We start from the raw sequence: 20,797 nt of genomic DNA, 5'->3' as shown, positions 1-20,797 counted from the left end.
AATATAATGGAAAAAATAATCAAAGTAATACTAGCCCTTCTATTCTTCCTATGCCTACTAAATATGCCTTATGGTTATTATGAATTGGTACGTTTTGTAGCCTTCGCAAGTTTTGGATTTTTAGCGTACAAGGCTAATCAAGAAGACAAAAGCGAACAGGTATTTATTTATATAGCCCTTGCCCTACTCTTTCAACCTTTTTATAAAATTGCTTTGGGAAGGGAAATATGGAATATGGTAGATGTGGTGGTTGGTATTGGTTTACTGATTTCTATATTTATTAAAAACAAAAAATCAGTTAGAGATAAATAGACCGCCGGGCGTTTAACCATTCAACATTACATCAACTTATTGTCAACAATTGAATTGTTGACAGGTTGTTGAAATTGTGTTGCAGTTAAAATCTATAGCAAACATTGCACCTAAAGTCAAAATTTAAGAACATTTCAACAGTCAACAATAGTTATGTCATTTCCTTTTACCCAATTAGTTATTTGCATTGAGATTTCCTTTTGCCATTGTCTAATATCAGTATTGTACGGTAGAGAAATCACACTACACTCTTCTTCACCTAATCTTTGAAAATTGCGCTCATTATGGTCATAATAACGACCGTGATTTCTACTAAAAGTCACTGCAGGATACAACAACGCCACCCTCTTTGCTTTATAATATTTCATATACGTAAACATTTGCCTTAAGTCTTGCGGTGATGGGTTATAGTTTTTAATATGCTTCCATTTAGTATCAAGTACTACGCAGTCCTCCTTACCTTTATTTAAAACAATATCTGGTCTCATAGTAGAATTATAACCCCTAGATGGTTTCCAGAAGTTCATACTGCTCTGAGCGGCAATAGTTGTATTTACATCTTTATATTTTCGCAAGCTAACGTACACGAATTGTTCCCATAGTGAATTCATATCAAACATTAGTGCCAGAATATGATTTGAGCCCTTACTAACGTCTGGGTGAAAGTTTAAAAGCAATAAGCGTGCAATCTGTATAGCCTTTTCGTACTGCTGGGTCTTTCTGTTCAAAGTCAACTTATTAAAAGTTGCTTCAGTAATTTTTACATCTGGCATCTCCGGAAATTCTAACTCCAATAATTTCAAAGGTCCGTGTATATTTTGGTTGGTATTTATACGAACTAATAATTTTATAGCTTTGAACAGGATACTGTGAAGTTCGTGGGTAGAATCATATACTGTATGTTGAATATAAAATCGTTCTTGGTGAACCAAATTTTGGCTGATATGTTTACCAAATTTTAAGTTGCCTTTTAGACTCGTATTATTACCTTCTGCCCTACGGTATTTTTTCACCAAGCCCTGCCTAAGTAAATACTTCACCTCCTTTATAAAGAGTTCAAAGTATAGATGTAATATAGAATTAGATTTTAATTTTAGATTTCCAGATGAAGGTGCTTTTAAATCAAACACACCTGCAGCTCGCAACATGTCAATTAACACTATACGCCAGCTATCTTCTGAACCGGAAAAACCTTTATCAATCTTTGGTAAAATCTCGATTAAGGTATCTCCTATTTGTAAAACACCAACATACTCACAAAATTTAACCCCATTATGTACCAGTGAATAATATGGCACACCAGACTCACCATAAAATTCTTGCATGGATTTCAATTGAACATCGGTAAGCTTTTTATCTCCCCTATCGGTTCTTAAAACTTCATGCTCAAATACTGTAAGGTGGTTGTCTTTGTTCAAATCTTTATCCTAATAATTCAAATAAAGCTTTTTTAAATTCTTCATTGCTCATATCTACAGCGTTCTGTACAGTGTATACTTGACGTTCCAAAAGTGAGCTTGCTTCATAATCAAAAGGAGCAAAAAACTCATCACCTGAAGCCTCTTCATTAGAAACTATAAAACCCGGACCCATTACCAAACCAATTTTACCATAGTCCCCATAAAAATACTCTTGCAACAACGGAATAACCTTATTAGCTATAACTGCCTTCAAACCTTTTATAGAGTTAATCTTTAAAAAGTAACTGTGCCCAATAGCGTGGTCTTTATCCAAAAGCTTCTCTATACGTTTATTAATAGTACTTAGAAGTTTCACCAAATCTATTTCTTCTATAAATCCGTTTTGTGCATGACCATACTCTTTTATATATTCTGGTATTGGTGGCGTTTCACTAAAACTAAATCTTCTTCTAAGAGCAGAGTCCAGAGCTTCTACACTTCTATCGGCAGTATTCATGGTACCGATAATATATAGATTAGAAGGCACACCAAAATACTCTTTACTATAAGGTAACTTAACCATTAAGGCTTCATCACCACCAAGTCTTTTGTCTTTCTCTATTAAGGTTATTAATTCACCAAATATAGCCGAAACATTTCCTCTGTTTATTTCATCAATTATTAGAACCTTTGGTAATATTGCCTGTGTTTTATTCTTTTCATTTGATGTAACGTATTTTACTAAACCTTTATAAATACTGTCATATCCAAATAAGTACTTATCCCATTTCGTTGGTAGTTTATGATATAAACCATCTCTATTAGTTGAACCAAAGTCATCAATAGATAAATTACCATTTTTAAATTCTGAAATTATTTCATTAACAAAGTCCATTGCTAACGGAAGAAAACCCGATTCTCTTTTTAGTGTTAATACGCTGTCAGTTACACTAAAAATTTCATATTGATTTCTTGAACCAAAAACATCACCTGGCACCAATGCTCTATATACCGGCAAGCATAATTTTTTAAATATTCCTGGAACAACTTCGTAAGTAAGCCCTTCACTACCCACGACAGGCTTTATACCCTCTACAAAATCTTCATATGACATACTCTGATGAAAAGTTGTAAAAACGATATTACCTTTATCAACATTTTGAGTGAAGTAGTCATTGATTGCTTCTCTGGATAAATCTTGAGTATTAACACCTAATATATTTAAAGCTATATCTTTAGTTCTATATGTCTTTCCTGTGCCTGGAGGACCATATAAAATTTGATTTAACGGATATTTTGACATAGCAATTTGTGTTGTTTTTTTATTTTCAATACTTCTATAATTATTTTCAGCTAATCTTAAGATTGCATTATATTCCTGCTCTGTAGCGCTAAAATTCGTACCTTGATTTCCCGCTTTAAATGCATTAAAAGCCTTGTCCCCTCTTATGTCCTTTTGTAGTACAGGATGCTCCAATAATAAATATTCAATATCAATTCTAACACGTTCGGTAACCGCAGACTCTTCCGGGTTCAAATAATAATTCTTCTCAATCGGTTCCTCTTCAAAAGCGGCAACTTCAGATGTCACCTCAGCTAATGCATAACAACCGGCACTTTCTCCGGTTTGCCAAAGAATTACCTTATCACCTATTTTTATATTCTCTTTATGAGCAGCTACCTTAAAACTTTTTAGATGACCATTTTTAAGCGCACTAGTTACATCATATATTTTAGGACTACCTTGAAAAATCCAATAATTAACCACTTTTCCACTAAACTTTTGCTCTAGGAATTTGGTATAGTTAGCTTTTCCTAAAATAGCCATAGGAATACCTTTACTATTTTTTCTATCGTATTCGTAAAATTCTTTATTTTTTAATCGTTGTTCTTTAGAGTTTTTAAATTTTATGTAGTTGATTAGTTCTCTATAACTCTTCTCATCAGCCAAAAACAGGTCTCTATCTGAAAAGAAATTATTTATCTCATCTAATCTTTCAATTACGGAGTTAATTGAACTACCAAGGTAGTAATGGTAAGAATCAGGTGCTTTATTAAGGAGCCATTCGGCAAATTCTAATTTTACATTCTTCATTTGTGTTTTTTGATTCTTTGGCACTACACTAAAATTATTTCTTTCGTAGGCATTAAAACAATCTGTACCTAAACCTCCTTTAAAATATCTTTCAATTTTTCTTCCAACAGCGTGAAAATTAGCATAGGCCATAACCGCTTTAGGAGGATATGATTTGCCTTCAAAAACTAAATCGTAGGTAGATGATGGACCAAAACCGTTAGGCATTCCCTTCTCATTAAAATCTTTAATGCCTTTAAGAATATGTTCTTCTGTAACTTTTTCAAACATGTAATTGTATCTATTTTATTTTCAAATGCTCAATTCTAGATTTGATACTGTTATATGTTCTACCAAAAAGATCACTTAATTCTTCAAAGGAAAAAGATTGAAAATAGCTTTTTAATATATTATCTTCCTCTTGCGCCCATGGTTCATAAGCCCTCTTATACTTAATTCTTGCTTCCTTTTTTTGCTTATTGTCATTAGCAGCTGAAAATGGTAAATCTCTTATTATCTCTTCTATTTTTTGTTTCGCCGTTAAATCTGCATCAATTTCAACTTCCTCAACTACTGTATTTCCGCAAGTGGGACAAAACTTATAATGGTCTTCTAGCTTCGACTCACAATTAACGCATAGAACCATTTTATTTGAATCATTATTATTTTCTGGTTGATTAAAGAAAATATACTCATCTGGTATATCTCTAATAAAGTCTGAAACTGCACCTTTTTTTGATATCAAATACAGATGGTCTTTAGCCCTGGTCAGAGCTACATAAAACAACCTTCTTTCTTCTTCTAACAAATCATCATAATCAGTTGGTTTAATTACTTGATAAATTTTATCCTGTAACCATGGATCAGGAAACCCACCTTTGTTTGAGTGTAAGCCTAAAATAAATACAACTTTAGCCTCTAATCCTTTTGCACTATGTATGGTTCTAAATTGAACTTTGTGACCGCTATTTTTTAAAGCTTTTATTAAATCTGATGCCATTGCAGTTCTTCTATAAAGCACTAAAATATCTTCAGAGTTTATGCCTTCGGCAATATGAGTTTCAATTGCTTCCCATATAAAAGCATTTGATTGTCCTTCTTGTTCCTCATAAAATATTTTAATCTTTTGCCCACCTTGCTTAACTGCTTTTATTTCTTTTGGTATTTGAAACTTATTCTTCTTGATAGCCTCTGTAGATGCGCAAACTATTGGGTCTGTGCTTCTGTAATTTAAATTGAGAGTCAACAGTTCTGAATCTTCAAAATGTTCTTTGAAATTTACGATGTACCCTATTTCAGATCCTCTAAAACCGTAAATGCTCTGCCAATCATCACCAACACAAAATAATTGTGTTGACGTTTTTGTAAGTAGATCAAGTAATTTTACTTGTAGGTTATTTACATCTTGAAACTCATCTACCAAAATATATTTATATCGATCCTGGTACCTTTCACGAATGTTTGGAAACTCTTCTAACAATTGAATACTCTTGGTCAATAAACCGTCGAAATCTAAATATGATTTATTGGTACAATAATCGCTAAATTCATTAATGATTGGTATTGCAAGTTCATAGAACATACGAACTCTCTCAAAATCACTTTCTGAAGCTTCATTTATTATTTGTTCAATAGGTTTCTCAGAGTTTACAATCTTATTTCTTACCTCGTTTACCTCTCTAAAAAATTTTCTAATTTCTTTTCTAAATTTTGAAAATTCCTCATCATAATGCAACACTGTAGCCGAACTTAAATCATCGCTTATTTTGCCTTTTATAACCCGATCTAAAATCTTATTGAATATGGCTGAATTATGTGTGGCGTCATCGTAGGTTTTTATACAGGTATTACCTGCAATCTTCATTTGACCTTCTTTCCAGAAAGATGGGTGACTTTTATTACTAATATGTTCTAAATAAACATTTGCCTGAGGAATAAAAAAATCGGGGTGAAAAGTTTTACCTTCTACCCTTACTTGTCTCTCATAAATATAATCGATACTATTACGATAAAACCAATCTGCTATAAACTGTTCAGATTTAGAGCGGACTTTATCTCCTTTTAAAGTTGTAAACAACTTGCTTTCTGGTCTAAACTCCTCTTGTTCTTTATAGTGATGAATAAAATCTACAAAGTAATCTAATATGTAGCGCTTTAATTTTAAGAGAAACGGCTTGTTACTTGACAGATTGATGGTGACCTTTTCAATGATTTCGCCAACGGTCTCTTCTGCTGTATTGCCAAGAAACTCATTACTTGACTTATGGTCGGCTACTATTTTAAATTTATTATCATATACATGTACGCCATCGGTTTTTATAATTTGATAACACAGACTATGTATTGTTTTGACTGTTAACTTATCTAACCATGGAAATTTTTTCAAAAATGACTGCCGTTCTTTATTCTTTTCAGCAACGGAAACACCTTTAGTATTTATAAATTTTTCATAGTAACCCGTTTTATCTGCGGATACAATTAACCTATCAAGCATCTCATTAGAAGCATTTTTAGTAAAAGTTACTGCCAGAATATTTTTGGCGTCTACAAGCTTATCATCTACTAGGTAATTTATTTTATGAAGTAAGGTTTTGGTTTTTCCAGAACCGGCACCTGCTAAAACAAGCAGACGATTACATTCAGATAGTACAGCCGCACGTTGCTTGTCATTTAATGTGGATAAATCGGTTTTGGTTGATAGGTTTTTCATTTGGTACACTTAAATAATTTGAGACTTAAAACAACGTATTGTCATCTGACACTTCTCTTTTAGCATCTTCTACCATATACATGACTTTACAATTTGGGCAGAAGAGATAATACTCATAATAATAATTTTGCCCTGGCTTTATCTTTCTCTTCTTTGGGCTCTTTTTTATAACTGCAGTATTACATTTTCTACATGTATCTCCCTCTTTTTCTATTTTCTGTTCTTGGTACCAATCTATATGCTCCAAGTATTCCAAATAGCCTTCATCGGTAATTTTATTTTCAGAATTAATACCTTTGGTAGCTAAAACATCACAACGTTCATTCTCTATATGACCGGCATGCCCTTTAACCCAGTTAAACGTTACATCATGCTCATCTATTACATTCAACAACCTTTCCCATAAATCTTTATTGAGTACTAAGTTACCCTTCTTCTTTATCCAATTGTTGCGTTCCCAATTTTCTGCCCAGCCTTTTTCAATACCATCTACCACATATTTAGAATCTGAATACACCGTAACTTTTGCTTTGGTTTTTATTTTTTCTAGACCAACAATCACCGCCATTAGTTCCATGCGGTTATTGGTGGTAAGTTCATACCCTTCAAAGAATTCTTTTTGCCTACCCTTATGGCTAAGAATTACCCCAAAACCACCTTTACCGGGGTTGGGTTCTGCACCGCCATCGGTGAATAATTCTATATGTGGTATAACTTTAGTTTCCAATTGTAGTTTATATATTTCTTTACCATTTTTAATTAGCCCATTTAATTCCTCATCTAAGGTCTTACAATTTTATATTTCCATAAGGTTCAAACATTAGCAGAACGTCCTAGAACAGTTGAAATACTTTCTTTACTCCCAAATAAGTAATAATCGCCCGTAAAATGAACCATCTCTCGTTTAGTTGCTACTTTTAGTTTATTCTTAATCCAAGAAAAAGGCTTTTATTAAACTGTTGATAAATTCGACTTCTTCAACAATCGTTGGTGAACCATATGGTAGAACTATTTGTATTGTTGGTGGTCTTGGACATTACTTAATTAGTTTTAATTGCCTTGCAATATCTTGTGTGAATTTTGACATAGGCCTTTTATGTATGTCTTTAACTCTTGTATAATTACCTACCAAAAGTCTCTCTGCCATTGGAATTTTATCAGGATATAGTTTTCCAAAAGAATATCTTAAAGATTTCAAATATTTCTCATTATATATGATTGATTTAAGAATAAGCTCTTCAGCTATGTCTTTTTGAGTTGAATAAATCCCTTCAATATCAAAATTTTCATTAATAGCTTTCTTTAAAGGATCGTCAAACTTAACTACAAGTTTCTCCTTAACCCCATTAATTCTATAAGAAACAATTGATTTTTTATCTAGTCGGAATTTGAATGGAGAATCCTTTAAATCTAGTGGGTCATTTGAATATACATTAAAATCAATTAAGCTAGTCTGTTTGGTGCCGTTACATGGCCCGCAAACTGGTAGTAGATTAAAAAATGAAATGCTAAAACAAGGATATTCTGATTTAGGCAAAAAATGATCAACTTGAAATTTAGCAGATTTACTGCCTTTGAAAGAACGCACTGTAACCGCCAATTGCGAATTACAATAGACACAAGCTTTTAAACCCGTACTCTCAAAGTAGCCTGAGTAGTAGTCATTTCTTAATTTAGAATATCCCATTCTAACGAGCAATTCATTTTTAAATTCCTTATTATGTTTTGCAAGATTTTCGCCCGTAATAACAGCATCAAATTCACTTTTTAATACTTTTAGTTTTTTAGGGTCAGCTTTTACGATACTCTCAAACTCACTAATTAATTTATCTAAGTATTCAATTTCAGCTTGTTTTAAAGTAATTGGGATTCTAATATTTCTACCACCGCTTTTATCAGGAGTATTTCTGAAATCGACAACAGATTGTTTAGCTCCTGCAATTAATGTATCAACCTCGGTAGATTTTGCATCTAAAATATTAGAAATAATATTTTGATTAATTGAAATCATCTCTTCCTGTTCTTTTTAATTCTTGAAGCCTTTCTATTTCAGCATCAATCCGCTCCTCTTTAAAAAATTTACTTAAATAAAGTTCTCTTAAATCAAATTTCAACAGTGGCTCTCCTATAATTTTTATAAATTCTTCAGCTAGAATCGGATTCCATTTTAATTTCGGTTTTTCATTATCTATTTTATCACCCTTTCCTTCATCATAGGTTAAATATCTTAGTAAATCTTTAATTTTTTGTTTAGCATATTCACCCATAAAACCATTTTCAAGAAAAAAGTCATTAGCTAACAAGTCATGTACATTTGCAGCATAGGTTTCTTCTTCCCTGTTGTTATTTTGGATATTTCCTTTATCTAATTTTAAAATATTGGAAGTTGGAATATCTGAAAGTATAAATGGCGAATGTGTTAAAAAAATAATATTATAATTATAATTAAATCCTCTAAAAGAGTTTATAGATTTAATCAATTCATTAATAAAAACCCTTTGAAACTCAGGATGAAAATATAGTTCTATTTCGTCTAAAACGATATTAAAACATTTATATGAAAGTCCATCTTCTATATCCATAGAATAAATGGAATCAAGATTTATCAAATGATAAACAACTGAATTAATACTATAAATTATCTGTTTCTCACCAGAACTTAAATCCTTAAAAGAGCCTTCATTTTTAAATTCAAAATCAATTTCAAAAAAGGAAGGTGGTAAATAGTTAGTTAAGCTATGTCTTCTATAACTATCCTTGTTATTATTTTCTATATCACTTTCGTTAGGATTAATTTCGAAAAGTTGTTCATTCTCTTTTAGTTCGCTGTTTAAAATTTCTTTTCTTTTATTATTTACTTTATCAACAATACCTTTTTTAGACGTTGTAGAAAGCTCATAAGAATGACCACTTCTATTCTTTAAATTATATAAATCATAGACTAGAAAATTAAGGGCTTGTCTAATTTTAAAGGTGCTATGAGTAAAATCTACAGCTAATCTACTAAAACATTGCTCTATAATTTCTTGTTTTGTATTTACTCTGAATACTCTATTTTTAAAAGCTTTGAACTGTGGATACTTTTTAATAACATCTTCTACTTTCTTTAAAATGTATTCTTTACAAATTCTTTTAATTTTACTATTAGAAAATGAAACATCTACAAAATCATTTTCTGGAAAAAATGCTTTTATTAACAAACTAAAATAATCGTGCTTATTTCTATTTTTATTTCTCTCGGTATACTCTAAATAAATGGACTTATCATCAATATCGATAATGTCAATTGCTTTCTGTCCTGGTTTTAGATTATTTTCATCTACAATTGTAAATTTTGTAAAATCTAATTGTAAAGTTATTTTGTGTACAATTTTATTATTAACTAAACTTCGTAAACTGTCTTCTTCCTTTTGTCCTTCTTCTAGCTCTTTAAAAACATTACCTAATAATCTAGATTTTGATAAATAAGTAAGTCTATTGATGTCTATTTTACCTTCTGTCCTCATTGGGTTTAAAACAATTGGTGTTTGATATCCATCATTTTTATGAAAAATTGACCTTAACCAAATTCCTGTTTCATTTGTATTTAATCCATATAAAGAATAGTTAGCCAAAATAGAATAAAAGAAGGAATTTGTTAAAAACTCATTCTTTTCTGACTCTTTACTTAAATTTGATAAGTCTAGTTTAGATTCTAAAGTGAATAATTCCTCTTTTTGATCATTAGATAATGTTTTAATATACGAAATGCTCTCAAACCCTTGCTTATTTTTTATTAAGCCGTGTATTTCTTCATCAATCAAAAAATAAATTTCACAATTAAATAGTTTAAATCTTTTTATCTCATCGTCTATTCGTTTTTGATCTTTAACAGAAAGTCTATGAGACTCTTTGAAATCTTCAATTTTTATTAAATCAAGTTGTTTAGCTAAACAAAAAACAAAGAGACTTAAAAGCTCCACAATAGTACTTTTACCACTTCCATTTTTTCCAACAACTGCTGAAACACTAATATTCTCACCATAAAGACTTTTTGGAACACTTGACTTATATTTTACCTCAACTACATTATTTTCTTTTTCATCAATAACAAAATCATAATCTTGATAAAATTTATAAAAATCACCTTGATTCAAATTCTTTAAAAATTGTTTATCACAATCATTTGAAGGTCTTATTGCCAACAACCTAAACCCACTCATACCTCTTCCATTTTACGTTCCCCCTCAAAAACCTCTCTCAAACAACTCTGCATTAACTGCTCACTATGTGCTTGGCTTTGTTGTATCTCTTGCTCTAAAGCATCACATAAACCCATTAAAGCATTTACTTTTTGAACAATGGCTTTTTGTTCTTCTAGTGGAGGAATAGAAATAATAACCTTATTGAGTTCTGTTTGATTTATTTTTGGCATTGCAACTCTTGTGTCATTTTTTACAGACTGTCTTAAAAATTCTTTTGAAAGCATAAATAAGAATAAATAGTCTTGAAAAATATAACTATCAATAGGATACATATCCGCAGAGCAAAGACCTTCAAAATCAACTTTAACTAGCTTATTCAAATTTGGACGTATTTTGGAATACAAAATATGACCAGGCTTAAATAAGTGTTTGTAACTTATAACCTTATCTTCTCTAATAGTTTTAAAAGGTAAAAGAATACCGTTATTCTTTTCAATCACATTTGGTGCAATGTGTGGATAATCAAGATACCCTTCTGGCTGTACTAAATTTGAAGCAATATTCGCAATTTCGTAAAACCTACACCAAACCCAACCATCAGGTAATTTATAAGGAATTTCTTCATTAGTAATTTTCGGTAAGGCTTTTTCCTTTTTTATTTTTTTCTCTTTAATAAGTTGTACTTTCTCTTCTTGTATTCGTTTTAATAAAATTGAAGCATCTTCTACTTCAGGATTATTAGCCCGCCAATCTGCAGTTAATTTTCCTTGAACGGCTAATTGTAGAACCGTTTCTCGTAACTTTTTAATGTTAGTGGTTTCATTAAAGAAACTTTTAAAATGCTCTTGTAGAAAAGTCCATTCTTGGTTAGCATTATTTGTAGTCAGTTGGTTTAAAGCAGAAGTTACAAAGTCTTCTTTTAGAGTAATACGCTTAACCGTTAATTGCTCTAATTGTTCTACTTCTTTAAAAAGGGTTTCTACTACGTTTACAATTTCCTTTTGTTCTTCTAGTGGTGGAAGAGAAACTACAATTGGATAAACCTTTCTGCCAGAAATAACTGGTTGAGCTGTTGCATTTTCATCTTCTTTCAAGTTTGTACCACTTAATAACAATAAAAGAAAATCTCGTGATATATTATCCTCTGAGTAATAAGTAATAAAGGCATTATCTGTTACCCAAGCATTTTTTTCTGTAAGATGTATACTTCCACAGTAAAAACCCACCCTACCAATTACGATTGTAGGTTTGATTACATTTCCAATATTATGATATCCTGTTATACCATTACCACCATAAACTGGGACTTTTCCTGACTTATCCATATTGGCAGAAGTCAATCCTTTTCCCGAAGAAATCTTAATTATATTTTGTAACCTACACCAATGCCAAGTATTTGGTAATTTATAAGAAGTTTCATTAATAGATATTTCAGGTAGTAATTTCTCTTTCTTTAATTTTTTCTCTCTAATTAGTTCTTCTTTCTCTTTTTGAATTCGATTCAACAATTCCGAAGCAGGCTCAATATCTGGATTTTCTTCTCTCCAATTAGCTGTTAATTTCCCTTGTAATGCCAACTGTAAAATCAAACCTTTTAATTCTTCAACATTTTTAAGTCTAACCGTAAGTTCTTTAAAGTGTTTTAGTAGCTGCATATTATTTTAAAGCTTCGGTTAACACATTTATAATTTCATCTTGTATAGTAGAAATTTTCTCTTCGGTAGCTCTAAACTTTTCCAACAACACCTCGGGACTTGCTAATGTATCTACTTCTTGGTGCGGATTTTTAATATCTAAATTATAACCACGCTTTTTTATTTCTTCCATAGAAACCTTCCAAGCAAATGGGTTTTCCTTACGGTTGTTCCACCAGGCTTTTTCTACATCAAACTCATTAATGTTAATCGGCTTGGTTTTATTGTAGCTTTTTACGCCTTTAGGGTACACATGCTCATAATACCAAACCTCTTTGGTTGGTGTTCCTTTTTCAAAAAACAATAGATTGGTTTTAATACCTGTATAAGGGTTAAAAACGCCATTAGGCAAGCGTACTATGGTATGTAGGTTACAACGTTCTAACAACTCCTCTTTAAGGCGAGTTTTCATGCCTTCACCAAACAAAGTACCATCTGGTAATACAATAGCACAACGTCCATTATTTTTAAGTAGCTTAATAATTAGAGCTAGGAATAAATCGGCTGTTTCTTTGGTTCTAAACTTTTTAGGGAAATTGGTTTCCGTGCCATCTTCTTCCACTCCACCAAAAGGAGGGTTAGTGACAATAATATCCAACTTATCTTTTGCACCCCAATCTGCATAAGGCTTACTTAATAAATTATCTCTACGTACTGTTGGCAAATCAAAACCATGCAACATTAAATTGGTAGTACACAGTAAATGGGGTAATGGCTTTTTTTCAATGCCTCTAATGGAAGTTTGCAAAACATCTCTGCCTTTCGGAGTTTTTACTTGTCCACGCAAATGGTCTATCGTACAAGTTAAAAAACCACCGGTACCACATGCAGGGTCCAAGATGCTTTCTCCCAATTGTGGATTAATCATATCTACCATAAACTGGGTAACCGCTCTGGGTGTATAATACTCCCCAGAAGAACCCGCAGATTGTAGTTCTTTTAAAATAGTCTCATAGATATCATTAAACAAATGACGCTCTGTAGTGCTATTAAAATCTATCTCATTAATGACATTTATAACTTGACGGAAGAGTGTTCCATTTTTCATGTAGTTATAGGTGTCATCAAATACCGAACGTATAATTTGAGCCTGGGGACTTATGGTTATGTCCAACTCTTTAAGTGCAGGAAATAGTTCATTGTTTATAAACTCCATTAATTCATCACCTGTACGCCCTTCATCATCTGCTGCCCAATTTTGCCATTTGAATTTTTCAGGAATAGGACTTTCGTAACCATCTATCGTAATTTCCCATTCTTCTTCTTTATCGGCAAAAATCTTCATAAAAAGCATCCACACCATTTGAGAGATACGTTGTGCATCTCCGTCTACTCCTGTATCTTTACGCATGATATCGCGTATGCCCTTTATGTTGGTTGTTATGTTACTCATCTATTATTAATTATTTCCTCTATTGATTTGAAAAAAACTTTAGGATGTAAAAGATTGTCATTATTTAAATCAACTCCTGTATAGAAAATTATGCTACACTTTGAATATGATTCTTTCCCTAAATTTTCAAAAGACTTTTTTATATCATTACTCAATTGTTGCCTATCCTTATTTACTGCTACAAAAATTGCATTTTCAAAGTTCAATTGCTCCACAAAATTTAAGAGTTTGATTAAATCAAATATATCATGTGTAGGGTTATCATCGCCAGTTTTAATTTCTACAATCACCTTCTGCCCATCAAATTCTCGATAATTCTGACTCTTATGTAGCACTAAATCCGGAATTACTCTTAATCTTCTGCCTAATTTCTCTATGATAAACTCATTATCCCCATCATATCCACATCCTTCTAAAGTTAAATTATTATCTAGCTTACTAATTTCACCATTTAGTTGAAGTTGAGCGTAGTTAACCTCCTCTTCCAGCATTATTAATCGCAATTGGTGATACAACTCATATGCAAAAACACGCTCAATCTGTTGAAATCTAGTATTTCCTTGATAACGCCATCGACTGTAGCGTGAGGATACATTTTGGCATGCTTTAAATATGTCGTATCCGTATTTACTAAGCACTTGTATTATATATTTCGATTTCCAATTCCTTTATTGCTTGGTCAAAATCTTTTTTCTTACCAAAGGCTCTTACCAACTCAACAGGAGAACCCATTTGACTTAAAGGTTGAACTTTTAATACAGAACCCTGTTCTATAGACATAATACCCTCTTGTTCATACTTGTCTAAAAGGCTATTTAGAACCTTCTGCGCTGTTTCATTGTACTTGGTAAAGTAGTTTCGTTTACGCACGTTATTTGCTCTTTCTAGCCTTGTAAGTACGGGTTGATCAAAAGCAACGTGGCAGATTAAATCGAAAGCATCTAAATCTTGACCAACATCTTCTCGCAAAGCTTCTAATAGTACACCGTGTTCTGCTAATTCTTTTATTAGTTCTTCTTTTTTTTCTGAGTCATTCCATCTTTGAATAAAATCATCTAATGAACTAAACTCTTTCGATATATTTTTTCTAGAATAATCTTTTAAAGATTCTGTAATCAGCTTACCATCCTTACCGTAATACTGAACACGCTCATGAACAACCGATACGGGAATTTGATTAACGTAGTATTTCTTTATTTCTGTTTCCCCTTCGTCAATACCTATATCTGGGGTTGTAGGAGGTATAAAATCACCAGGGTCAATTGGTTCCTCATTATCTGGTTGTGTAGTGTCATCCTCTGGTGGAACTACTGGCTCACCAGGCTCTGGTTCATAAATTTGAACAGGATCACCATCAAAATCGGGTCTTGCGAATATATTTGTCGCTTTTCTAAAGTCCATAATCGTAAAGTAGACTTTACCCTCTGCTTCACGAATACGAGTACCACGACCAATAATTTGTTTAAATTCAGTTACAGATTGTATGTTAGATTCTAACACAATAAACTTCACCATTTTTGTATCAATACCCGTAGTCAGCATTTTAGAAGTTGTAGCTATTACAGGAAAACGTTCTTCAACATCTGTAAAATTATCTAGTTCTTGTTTGCCTACTTCATCATCGCCTGTAATCTTGACGCAGTAATTCCAATGTTTAGCTACTAAGTCTGCATTTTCATTTATTAAAGCTTGACGCATTCTATTTGCATGGTCAATATCGGTACAAAAAACAATGGTTTTAGCAAAACGGTCTGTTGCTTTAAGATACTCTGTTATCTTTTTTGCTACAACTTCTGTACGTTCATCTATCGCTAATGTTCTATCGTAATCTTTTAGGTTATAAATACGGTCTTTTACTTCATTACCATACTTATCTATTAAGCCTGCAGTAGGTCTCCAACCATCATCTATACTTGTAGTAATTCTAACTACTTTATAAGGTGCCAAGAAGCCATCATCAATACCTTGTTTTAAAGAGTAATTATAAACAGGCTCTCCAAAATAGTCCATATTAGAAACATCTTTAGTTTCTTTAGGTGTTGCTGTTAAACCTATTTGCGTAGCTCCTTTAAAGTAATCTAAAACTGCTCTCCAAGCCGAAGCTTCAGAAGCACTACCCCTATGACACTCGTCAATTACAATTAAATCGAAAAAGTCTGGACTAAACTCTTTGTATGCATTTTTATCTTCGTCTGTACTTGTTAGACCTTGATAAAGTGCAAAATATATTTGGTAGGATTTATCAATCTTCCGGTTTTTAATAATATGCATGATATCATTTCCGAAAGGGGAGAAATCGCCATTCTTAGTTTGTGTGAGTAATGCATTTCTATCTGCAAGAAATAAGATGCGTTTCTTAACGCCTGTTTTCCATAAACGCCAAATGATATTAAAAGCAGTATAGGTTTTTCCAGTACCGGTTGCCATTACCAAGATAATTCTATCTTGACCTTTAGCAACAGCTTCTAAGGTTCTGTTAACGGCATTTTGTTGGTAATATCTAGGCGTCATTCCGCTATCATCAGCGTAATAATCATTTTCAACTATCTCTTGTGCCTCTGGGGTTTCAATATTTGTAAACTTTAAATACTTCTGCCATAAAGTTTCTGGAGACGGAAAATCATCTAAAGGAATTTCTTTTTCTAAAGCACCAGATGTATTCGTTTTATCATGAAATACAAATGAATCTCCATTAGAAGTAAACACAAAAGGTATTTGTAGAATATCTGCATAATCTAACGCCTGCTGCATTCCGTTACCAACAGGCTTTTTATTGTCTTTAGCTTCAATAACAGCTATTGGAATATTAGATTTATAATACAGGATATAATCGGCACGTTTGCTTTTACCTCTTGTATAAAGATTTCCTTGCACTATAATTCTACCATCGGTAAAAGAAACTTCTTCTCTTACTTGAGTCCTCATATTCCAACCTGCTTTTTGAATAGCAGGATTTATAAACTTGGTGCAAATATCTCTTTCGGAAAGGTCTTTTTTGTTCATTTAAAATTTGTCCTTCAGTTCACAAAACAATAATACTTACTATTAAAACAGAACTAATTTATACTACTTAAATAATAACTTATTTGTTGTTAGAGGGAAAATTCAACAAACGGCTGTGAGGTTAAATATACGATTACTTACCAATGATATCAACGTAGAAATCATAAGATTTACAACCAACTAATAATGAAATAAATAGCATAAAACTTGTGAGTTAATTTATCCATATTTACAAGTACTAAACTTTTAAATACTGTTTAACTTCTCATTCATGGCTTTAATATCTCCTGCTATATACTTTGCAATATCACTTGTTTTTTCATCTAGTTTCTTTTCGTCTGCAAGATCAAAAATAGCTTGTGAATTGAACGTTCTAAAATTCAATTCCTCTTCAGTATCTCTCCATCCTAAACCATGATCGGTACTTTTATAATTAGAGTTTATTCGAGCAACCATGTCTCTAAATTCATGAAACTCCGCAAGATTGGATATTCCACCAACACCGTTTTTTTCAACAGTAAATCCAAAATAAATTTTATCATATAATTCAATTCCAAAATGAATGGTCACATCATTTTGTTGATACAATTTCACCCAAAAACCATAATAGGCATTCTTATTTCCGCCTTTCTTATAATAATCATCTACATTTTGCCAATTAACTTTTTTCTTATCTAATAATACTAAATCTTCCTTAATTAACTTTTCTTCCAAACTTTCCCAAAATGACCATTGTATTTGAACCTTAGCATCATTCATATTATTTGCAATCAACCTAGCCTGTTCTAAGATATTCGGCGATGAAACTATATAATCCGTTATTTCATTATTCATTTTTGTTGTTCCTGTTTGACCTGTTAATATCTTGACTAAATTAATATAATGCGTAATCCCTTCCCTTAATAGCGGTAGCTCAACAGCTTCTTTTCGGCATTCTTGAAGCCATCCAATTATATCTTGTTGATATGAAATTATTTTAAAATGTTTATCTACTAGTAAATCCTTGCGACTATCTACATCAGGTTCGTCACCCCATAATGTTAAGTATAAAATATTACTTGCCTTATGATTAAAATATCTCAGCAACTGGTTCTCTTGATCCTTTGCATAAATTTTATTTTCTATAGTTATACATCCTCCTTTATTGTCTGAAATATAAATATCCAAATACCCGCCAGTAGTATCTGTTTTCACCCCAATATATTTTTCAACTTCAACTGTGGTAGACGAAGTATCTAACTTTATACCCAACTGCTTTACAAAAAGCTTTAGAAATACATCTCCTTGTCCATGTAATCCTTTACGATTCAATAACTCTGCTAAAAATTTTGAATGCAACCTAACTTCTTCTGAAGTAATATTTATTACCTTAAAAATATTAAAAGCCTCCCCTGACACTTTTTCAAGTTCCTCATACTTTTTAGAAATTTCACCAATACTCTTTAATAGCTCTTTATACGATATTTGATTCATTGCAAATGTGTAGTTATTCTTTACCTTTTATTAAGATTAGACAAAGCCCTAACCAAAATTTTAGAGCCTTCTTGCAAATTATAACAATTATAGAATTAGCGTTACGGGTTTCCGTAAGATGAAAAAATAAAATTATGAAACTTAAAGATTTATATGAATTGGTATGGTCAAAGCCATTAAAACAAATCTGTAAAGAACATGAATTAGCATATACAGATTTTAAGCAATTGTGTACTGAAAACAAAATACCATTACCTGAATTAGGTTACTGGACTAAACTACGGTTTGGCAAACCTGTATCTAAAACGGCTTTACCATTAGAGATTGATTTTCATAAGGAAATAGATTTAGAAGTATATAAAAAGGTAAAAGAGAATATTAAGACAGCACCTAAAATTCTATACCCAAAGAAAACACACCCATTGGTTACAAGAGCTAAGAAAGAATTGAATATTACTACATCTTATATAGACGCTGTCGGAAGAATGAAATGGGATAGACAAAAGAACGTATTACCCATACATACCGATCAAAAAATACAAAAAAGAGCCTTAAGCTTCATGAACATCTTCCTCTACAACATGGAGCAAAGAGGTATGAAAATTAAGTTTGAATACGGAAGGTGCAATGTGGAACTATATGATCAAACGCTAGAAATAAATCTTAGACAGAAATACCACAGAGTAAGACTAACAGATGATAACGGCTGGAGCAGACTGGAATTTGTTAAGAGCAATAAATTAGAATTTTTAACAGGATATCATGCAAGAAAAGGCTGGTTAGATACAGAGAAAATAAAGATTGAAGAGCGAATACCAAATATTCTGGATTATATAGAAAAAGATCTGACCTACTGGAGAGATGTAAGAAAACAGCAAGCAGAAGAAGAGAAGTTGAAGGAAATAGAATTACTTAAACAACAAGAAATAAAACGACTTCAAAAAATTGAAGAAGATAAAACAACACAACTTTATACGGACGCAGAAAATTGGCAGCGGGCAGAACTTCTAAGAAAGTTTATGGATGCCAAAAAAAAAAATGAAATCAGAAATGGAACATTCAATAAAAAAACCGAAAAATGGTTGGCTTGGGTAACCACAAAGATTAATGATTTGGACCCATTACAAAATTAGGGTTGAATATGGTTATGTATGGTTACCCAATCACCTACCCATATAGCTACCCTAGCCTACCCTACTATTAAAAATTTAGTGTTTTAAGGGGTAGGCAACTACCATTTGCTACCCGAATGCCTACCCTAAGCTTACCAATAGCTACCAACATCAAGTGTTTGGGGGTAACACATAGGACAGTTGTTAACCATTTCCAACCCTAATCTATTACAATTACTTACCCATTTAATTACATATTAGCTACCCCGTAAGCTACCACCACCTACCCTAATACCACAAATCATTATTATCCAATACTTAGATATATTAAATAGGGGTTAATTATGGTTGGTGTTGGTGGACAGCGCCTACCCTACAATGGAAGTCAGAACTATGATTTTGTTAACTCTAAAATAAATTTAAAAAATATTTCACTGAACTACGGAATCCCGTAAACAAAATAATTGCAATATACTTTTCTTTGAAATTGAGTAAAATAAAACACCCTTTTACTTACAAGTGAAGTTCAGAAATCACTATAAAAACGAGGCGGAACTGAAAAGCCATATGAGTAGGAACCAAACAATTTATTTATAATGAAAAAAGTTTTAGTAAGATTAAGTTTAGCATTATCAATTGCAATTATGTTTTCTAGTTGTGCATCTGCATTAACAGGATCTATGACCAATTCAGCTGCGTTAAGTTCAAACAACTTTACCTATTTAAAAAGAGACATTCAGGGTAAATCACAAGCTACCTATGTATTAGGAATTGGTGGTATGAAAAGAGAAGCAATTGTAAAAGAAGCAAAAGCTAATATGTTACAAAATTTTGCACTAAGGGATAACCAAACCTTAGCAAATGTAATCGTAGATTTTAAATACTCTACATTCTTGGGTATAGTAGCAACTACAAAATGTTACGTTACTGCAGACATTGTAGAATTCAACTAATCAGCATCATTAAACAAATGCGGTATTAACTCTGTTCTAACAGTATTGATACCGCATATTAATTACTACGAAATGAAACTAAAATTTTTAAAAACGAAAGCTTGTTTACTAGCAACTATAATCCTATTCACAAGCTGTGCAAGCTCAACTATGATAACCACTGTTCCTGGTGATGCCAAAATCTATGTAAATGGAGAATATGTTGGTCAAACCCCTTACAAGCACAAAGACTCAAAAATTGTAGGTAGTTCCAATACCATAAGAATTGAAAAAGAAGGCTACGAAACTTACAACGACACATTCTCTAAAGACGAAAAAGTAGCCGTAGGTCCGTTAATTGGTGGAATATTTCTACTAGTTCCTTTCTTATGGATCATGAAATATGAAAAGGGACGTATTTACGATTTAAGACCGGTTGAAGAAAATTAAGAATTATTAAATTAACAATGTCACTTTTCTAGACCTCAAACAATTGATTATTAAGAAAAC

The 20,797-nt window shown here is 32.0% G+C and carries 15 protein-coding genes; 4 read left to right on the top strand and 11 right to left on the bottom strand.

The genetic code is table 11. The features are described from left to right. The first annotated feature begins 6 nt into the window (after positions 1–6). Positions 7–312 (top strand): DUF6804 family protein, encoded by a 306-nt coding sequence (locus BUC31_RS16620; protein ID WP_073246363.1) that lies wholly within the window; start codon positions 7–9, stop codon positions 310–312. A 134-nt stretch (positions 313–446) separates the two neighbouring features. Here the strand turns inward: BUC31_RS16620 and BUC31_RS16615 are convergent, their stop codons facing one another. From BUC31_RS16615 to BUC31_RS16565, 11 genes are all read right to left on the bottom strand, one after another. Beyond that, positions 447–1,730, bottom strand: a complete 1,284-nt coding sequence (locus BUC31_RS16615) for an McrC family protein (protein WP_073246361.1) — start codon at positions 1,728–1,730, stop codon at positions 447–449. A gap of 4 nt (positions 1,731–1,734) precedes the next feature. After that, positions 1,735–4,077, bottom strand: a complete 2,343-nt coding sequence (locus tag BUC31_RS16610) for an McrB family protein (protein ID WP_073246359.1) — start codon at positions 4,075–4,077, stop codon at positions 1,735–1,737. Positions 4,078–4,087: 10 nt separating this feature from the next. Then, entirely contained in the window at positions 4,088–6,496 is a 2,409-nt protein-coding gene (locus BUC31_RS16605) for a UvrD-helicase domain-containing protein (protein WP_073246357.1), read from the bottom strand. A gap of 25 nt (positions 6,497–6,521) precedes the next feature. Then, positions 6,522–7,223: a ribonuclease HI gene (rnhA, locus tag BUC31_RS16600; RefSeq protein WP_073246355.1), complete on the bottom strand. Its 702-nt coding sequence runs from the start codon at positions 7,221–7,223 to the stop codon at positions 6,522–6,524. Between the two features lie 309 nt (positions 7,224–7,532). Continuing rightward, positions 7,533–8,507, bottom strand: a complete 975-nt coding sequence (locus BUC31_RS16595) for an HNH endonuclease signature motif containing protein (RefSeq protein ID WP_073246353.1) — start codon at positions 8,505–8,507, stop codon at positions 7,533–7,535. Further along, positions 8,494–10,698 (bottom strand): AAA family ATPase, encoded by a 2,205-nt coding sequence (locus BUC31_RS16590; protein WP_073246351.1) that lies wholly within the window; start codon positions 10,696–10,698, stop codon positions 8,494–8,496. The genes BUC31_RS16595 and BUC31_RS16590 overlap by 14 nt, the downstream gene beginning before the upstream one ends. Next, complete coding sequence (locus BUC31_RS16585; protein WP_073246349.1) at positions 10,695–12,335, bottom strand: restriction endonuclease subunit S; 1,641 nt, start codon at positions 12,333–12,335, stop codon at positions 10,695–10,697. Before BUC31_RS16585 ends, BUC31_RS16590 begins: the two co-directional genes overlap by 4 nt. Position 12,336: 1 nt before the next feature. Beyond that, positions 12,337–13,767, bottom strand: coding sequence for a class I SAM-dependent DNA methyltransferase (locus tag BUC31_RS16580; RefSeq protein ID WP_073246347.1), 1,431 nt, complete (start codon positions 13,765–13,767; stop codon positions 12,337–12,339). After that, complete coding sequence (locus BUC31_RS16575; protein ID WP_073246345.1) at positions 13,764–14,258, bottom strand: hypothetical protein; 495 nt, start codon at positions 14,256–14,258, stop codon at positions 13,764–13,766. The genes BUC31_RS16580 and BUC31_RS16575 overlap by 4 nt, the downstream gene beginning before the upstream one ends. Positions 14,259–14,397: 139 nt before the next feature. Next, entirely contained in the window at positions 14,398–16,770 is a 2,373-nt protein-coding gene (gene hsdR, locus BUC31_RS16570; RefSeq protein ID WP_073246343.1) for an EcoAI/FtnUII family type I restriction enzme subunit R, read from the bottom strand. 246 nt (positions 16,771–17,016) lie between these two features. After that, on the bottom strand, positions 17,017–18,243 hold the full coding sequence (locus tag BUC31_RS16565) for a PDDEXK-like family protein (protein ID WP_073246341.1): 1,227 nt from the start codon (positions 18,241–18,243) through the stop codon (positions 17,017–17,019). A gap of 134 nt (positions 18,244–18,377) precedes the next feature. On the opposite strand from BUC31_RS16565, the gene BUC31_RS16560 reads away from it, so the two are divergent. From BUC31_RS16560 to BUC31_RS16550, 3 genes are all read left to right on the top strand, one after another. Then, positions 18,378–19,376 (top strand): hypothetical protein, encoded by a 999-nt coding sequence (locus tag BUC31_RS16560; RefSeq protein WP_073246338.1) that lies wholly within the window; start codon positions 18,378–18,380, stop codon positions 19,374–19,376. 575 nt (positions 19,377–19,951) lie between these two features. Then, positions 19,952–20,308 carry a DUF6567 family protein gene (locus BUC31_RS16555; protein WP_073246336.1) on the top strand — a complete coding sequence of 119 codons (357 nt, stop codon included), beginning with the start codon at positions 19,952–19,954 and terminating at the stop codon, positions 20,306–20,308. Positions 20,309–20,380: 72 nt separating this feature from the next. Continuing rightward, on the top strand, positions 20,381–20,737 hold the full coding sequence (locus BUC31_RS16550; protein WP_073246334.1) for a PEGA domain-containing protein: 357 nt from the start codon (positions 20,381–20,383) through the stop codon (positions 20,735–20,737). Positions 20,738–20,797 lie beyond the last annotated feature (60 nt).

The organism is Maribacter aquivivus, from assembly GCF_900142175.1.
GTDB lineage: Bacteria > Bacteroidota > Bacteroidia > Flavobacteriales > Flavobacteriaceae > Maribacter > Maribacter aquivivus.
This window is presented reverse-complemented; position numbering and strand designations above follow the sequence as displayed.

Coding starts and splice junctions, on each gene's coding strand:
- BUC31_RS16580 (WP_073246347.1), bottom strand. CDS start 13,767: ATGAGTAACATAACAACCAACATAAAGGGCATACGCGATATCATGCGT.
- BUC31_RS16595 (WP_073246353.1), bottom strand. CDS start 8,507: ATGATTTCAATTAATCAAAATATTATTTCTAATATTTTAGATGCAAAA.
- BUC31_RS16590 (WP_073246351.1), bottom strand. CDS start 10,698: ATGAGTGGGTTTAGGTTGTTGGCAATAAGACCTTCAAATGATTGTGAT.
- BUC31_RS16605 (WP_073246357.1), bottom strand. CDS start 6,496: ATGAAAAACCTATCAACCAAAACCGATTTATCCACATTAAATGACAAG.
- BUC31_RS16560 (WP_073246338.1), top strand. CDS start 18,378: ATGAAACTTAAAGATTTATATGAATTGGTATGGTCAAAGCCATTAAAA.
- BUC31_RS16620 (WP_073246363.1), top strand. CDS start 7: ATGGAAAAAATAATCAAAGTAATACTAGCCCTTCTATTCTTCCTATGC.
- BUC31_RS16565 (WP_073246341.1), bottom strand. CDS start 18,243: ATGAATCAAATATCGTATAAAGAGCTATTAAAGAGTATTGGTGAAATT.
- hsdR (WP_073246343.1), bottom strand. CDS start 16,770: ATGAACAAAAAAGACCTTTCCGAAAGAGATATTTGCACCAAGTTTATA.
- BUC31_RS16550 (WP_073246334.1), top strand. CDS start 20,381: ATGAAACTAAAATTTTTAAAAACGAAAGCTTGTTTACTAGCAACTATA.
- BUC31_RS16610 (WP_073246359.1), bottom strand. CDS start 4,077: ATGTTTGAAAAAGTTACAGAAGAACATATTCTTAAAGGCATTAAAGAT.
- BUC31_RS16585 (WP_073246349.1), bottom strand. CDS start 12,335: ATGCAGCTACTAAAACACTTTAAAGAACTTACGGTTAGACTTAAAAAT.
- BUC31_RS16575 (WP_073246345.1), bottom strand. CDS start 14,258: ATGCTGGAAGAGGAGGTTAACTACGCTCAACTTCAACTAAATGGTGAA.
- BUC31_RS16555 (WP_073246336.1), top strand. CDS start 19,952: ATGAAAAAAGTTTTAGTAAGATTAAGTTTAGCATTATCAATTGCAATT.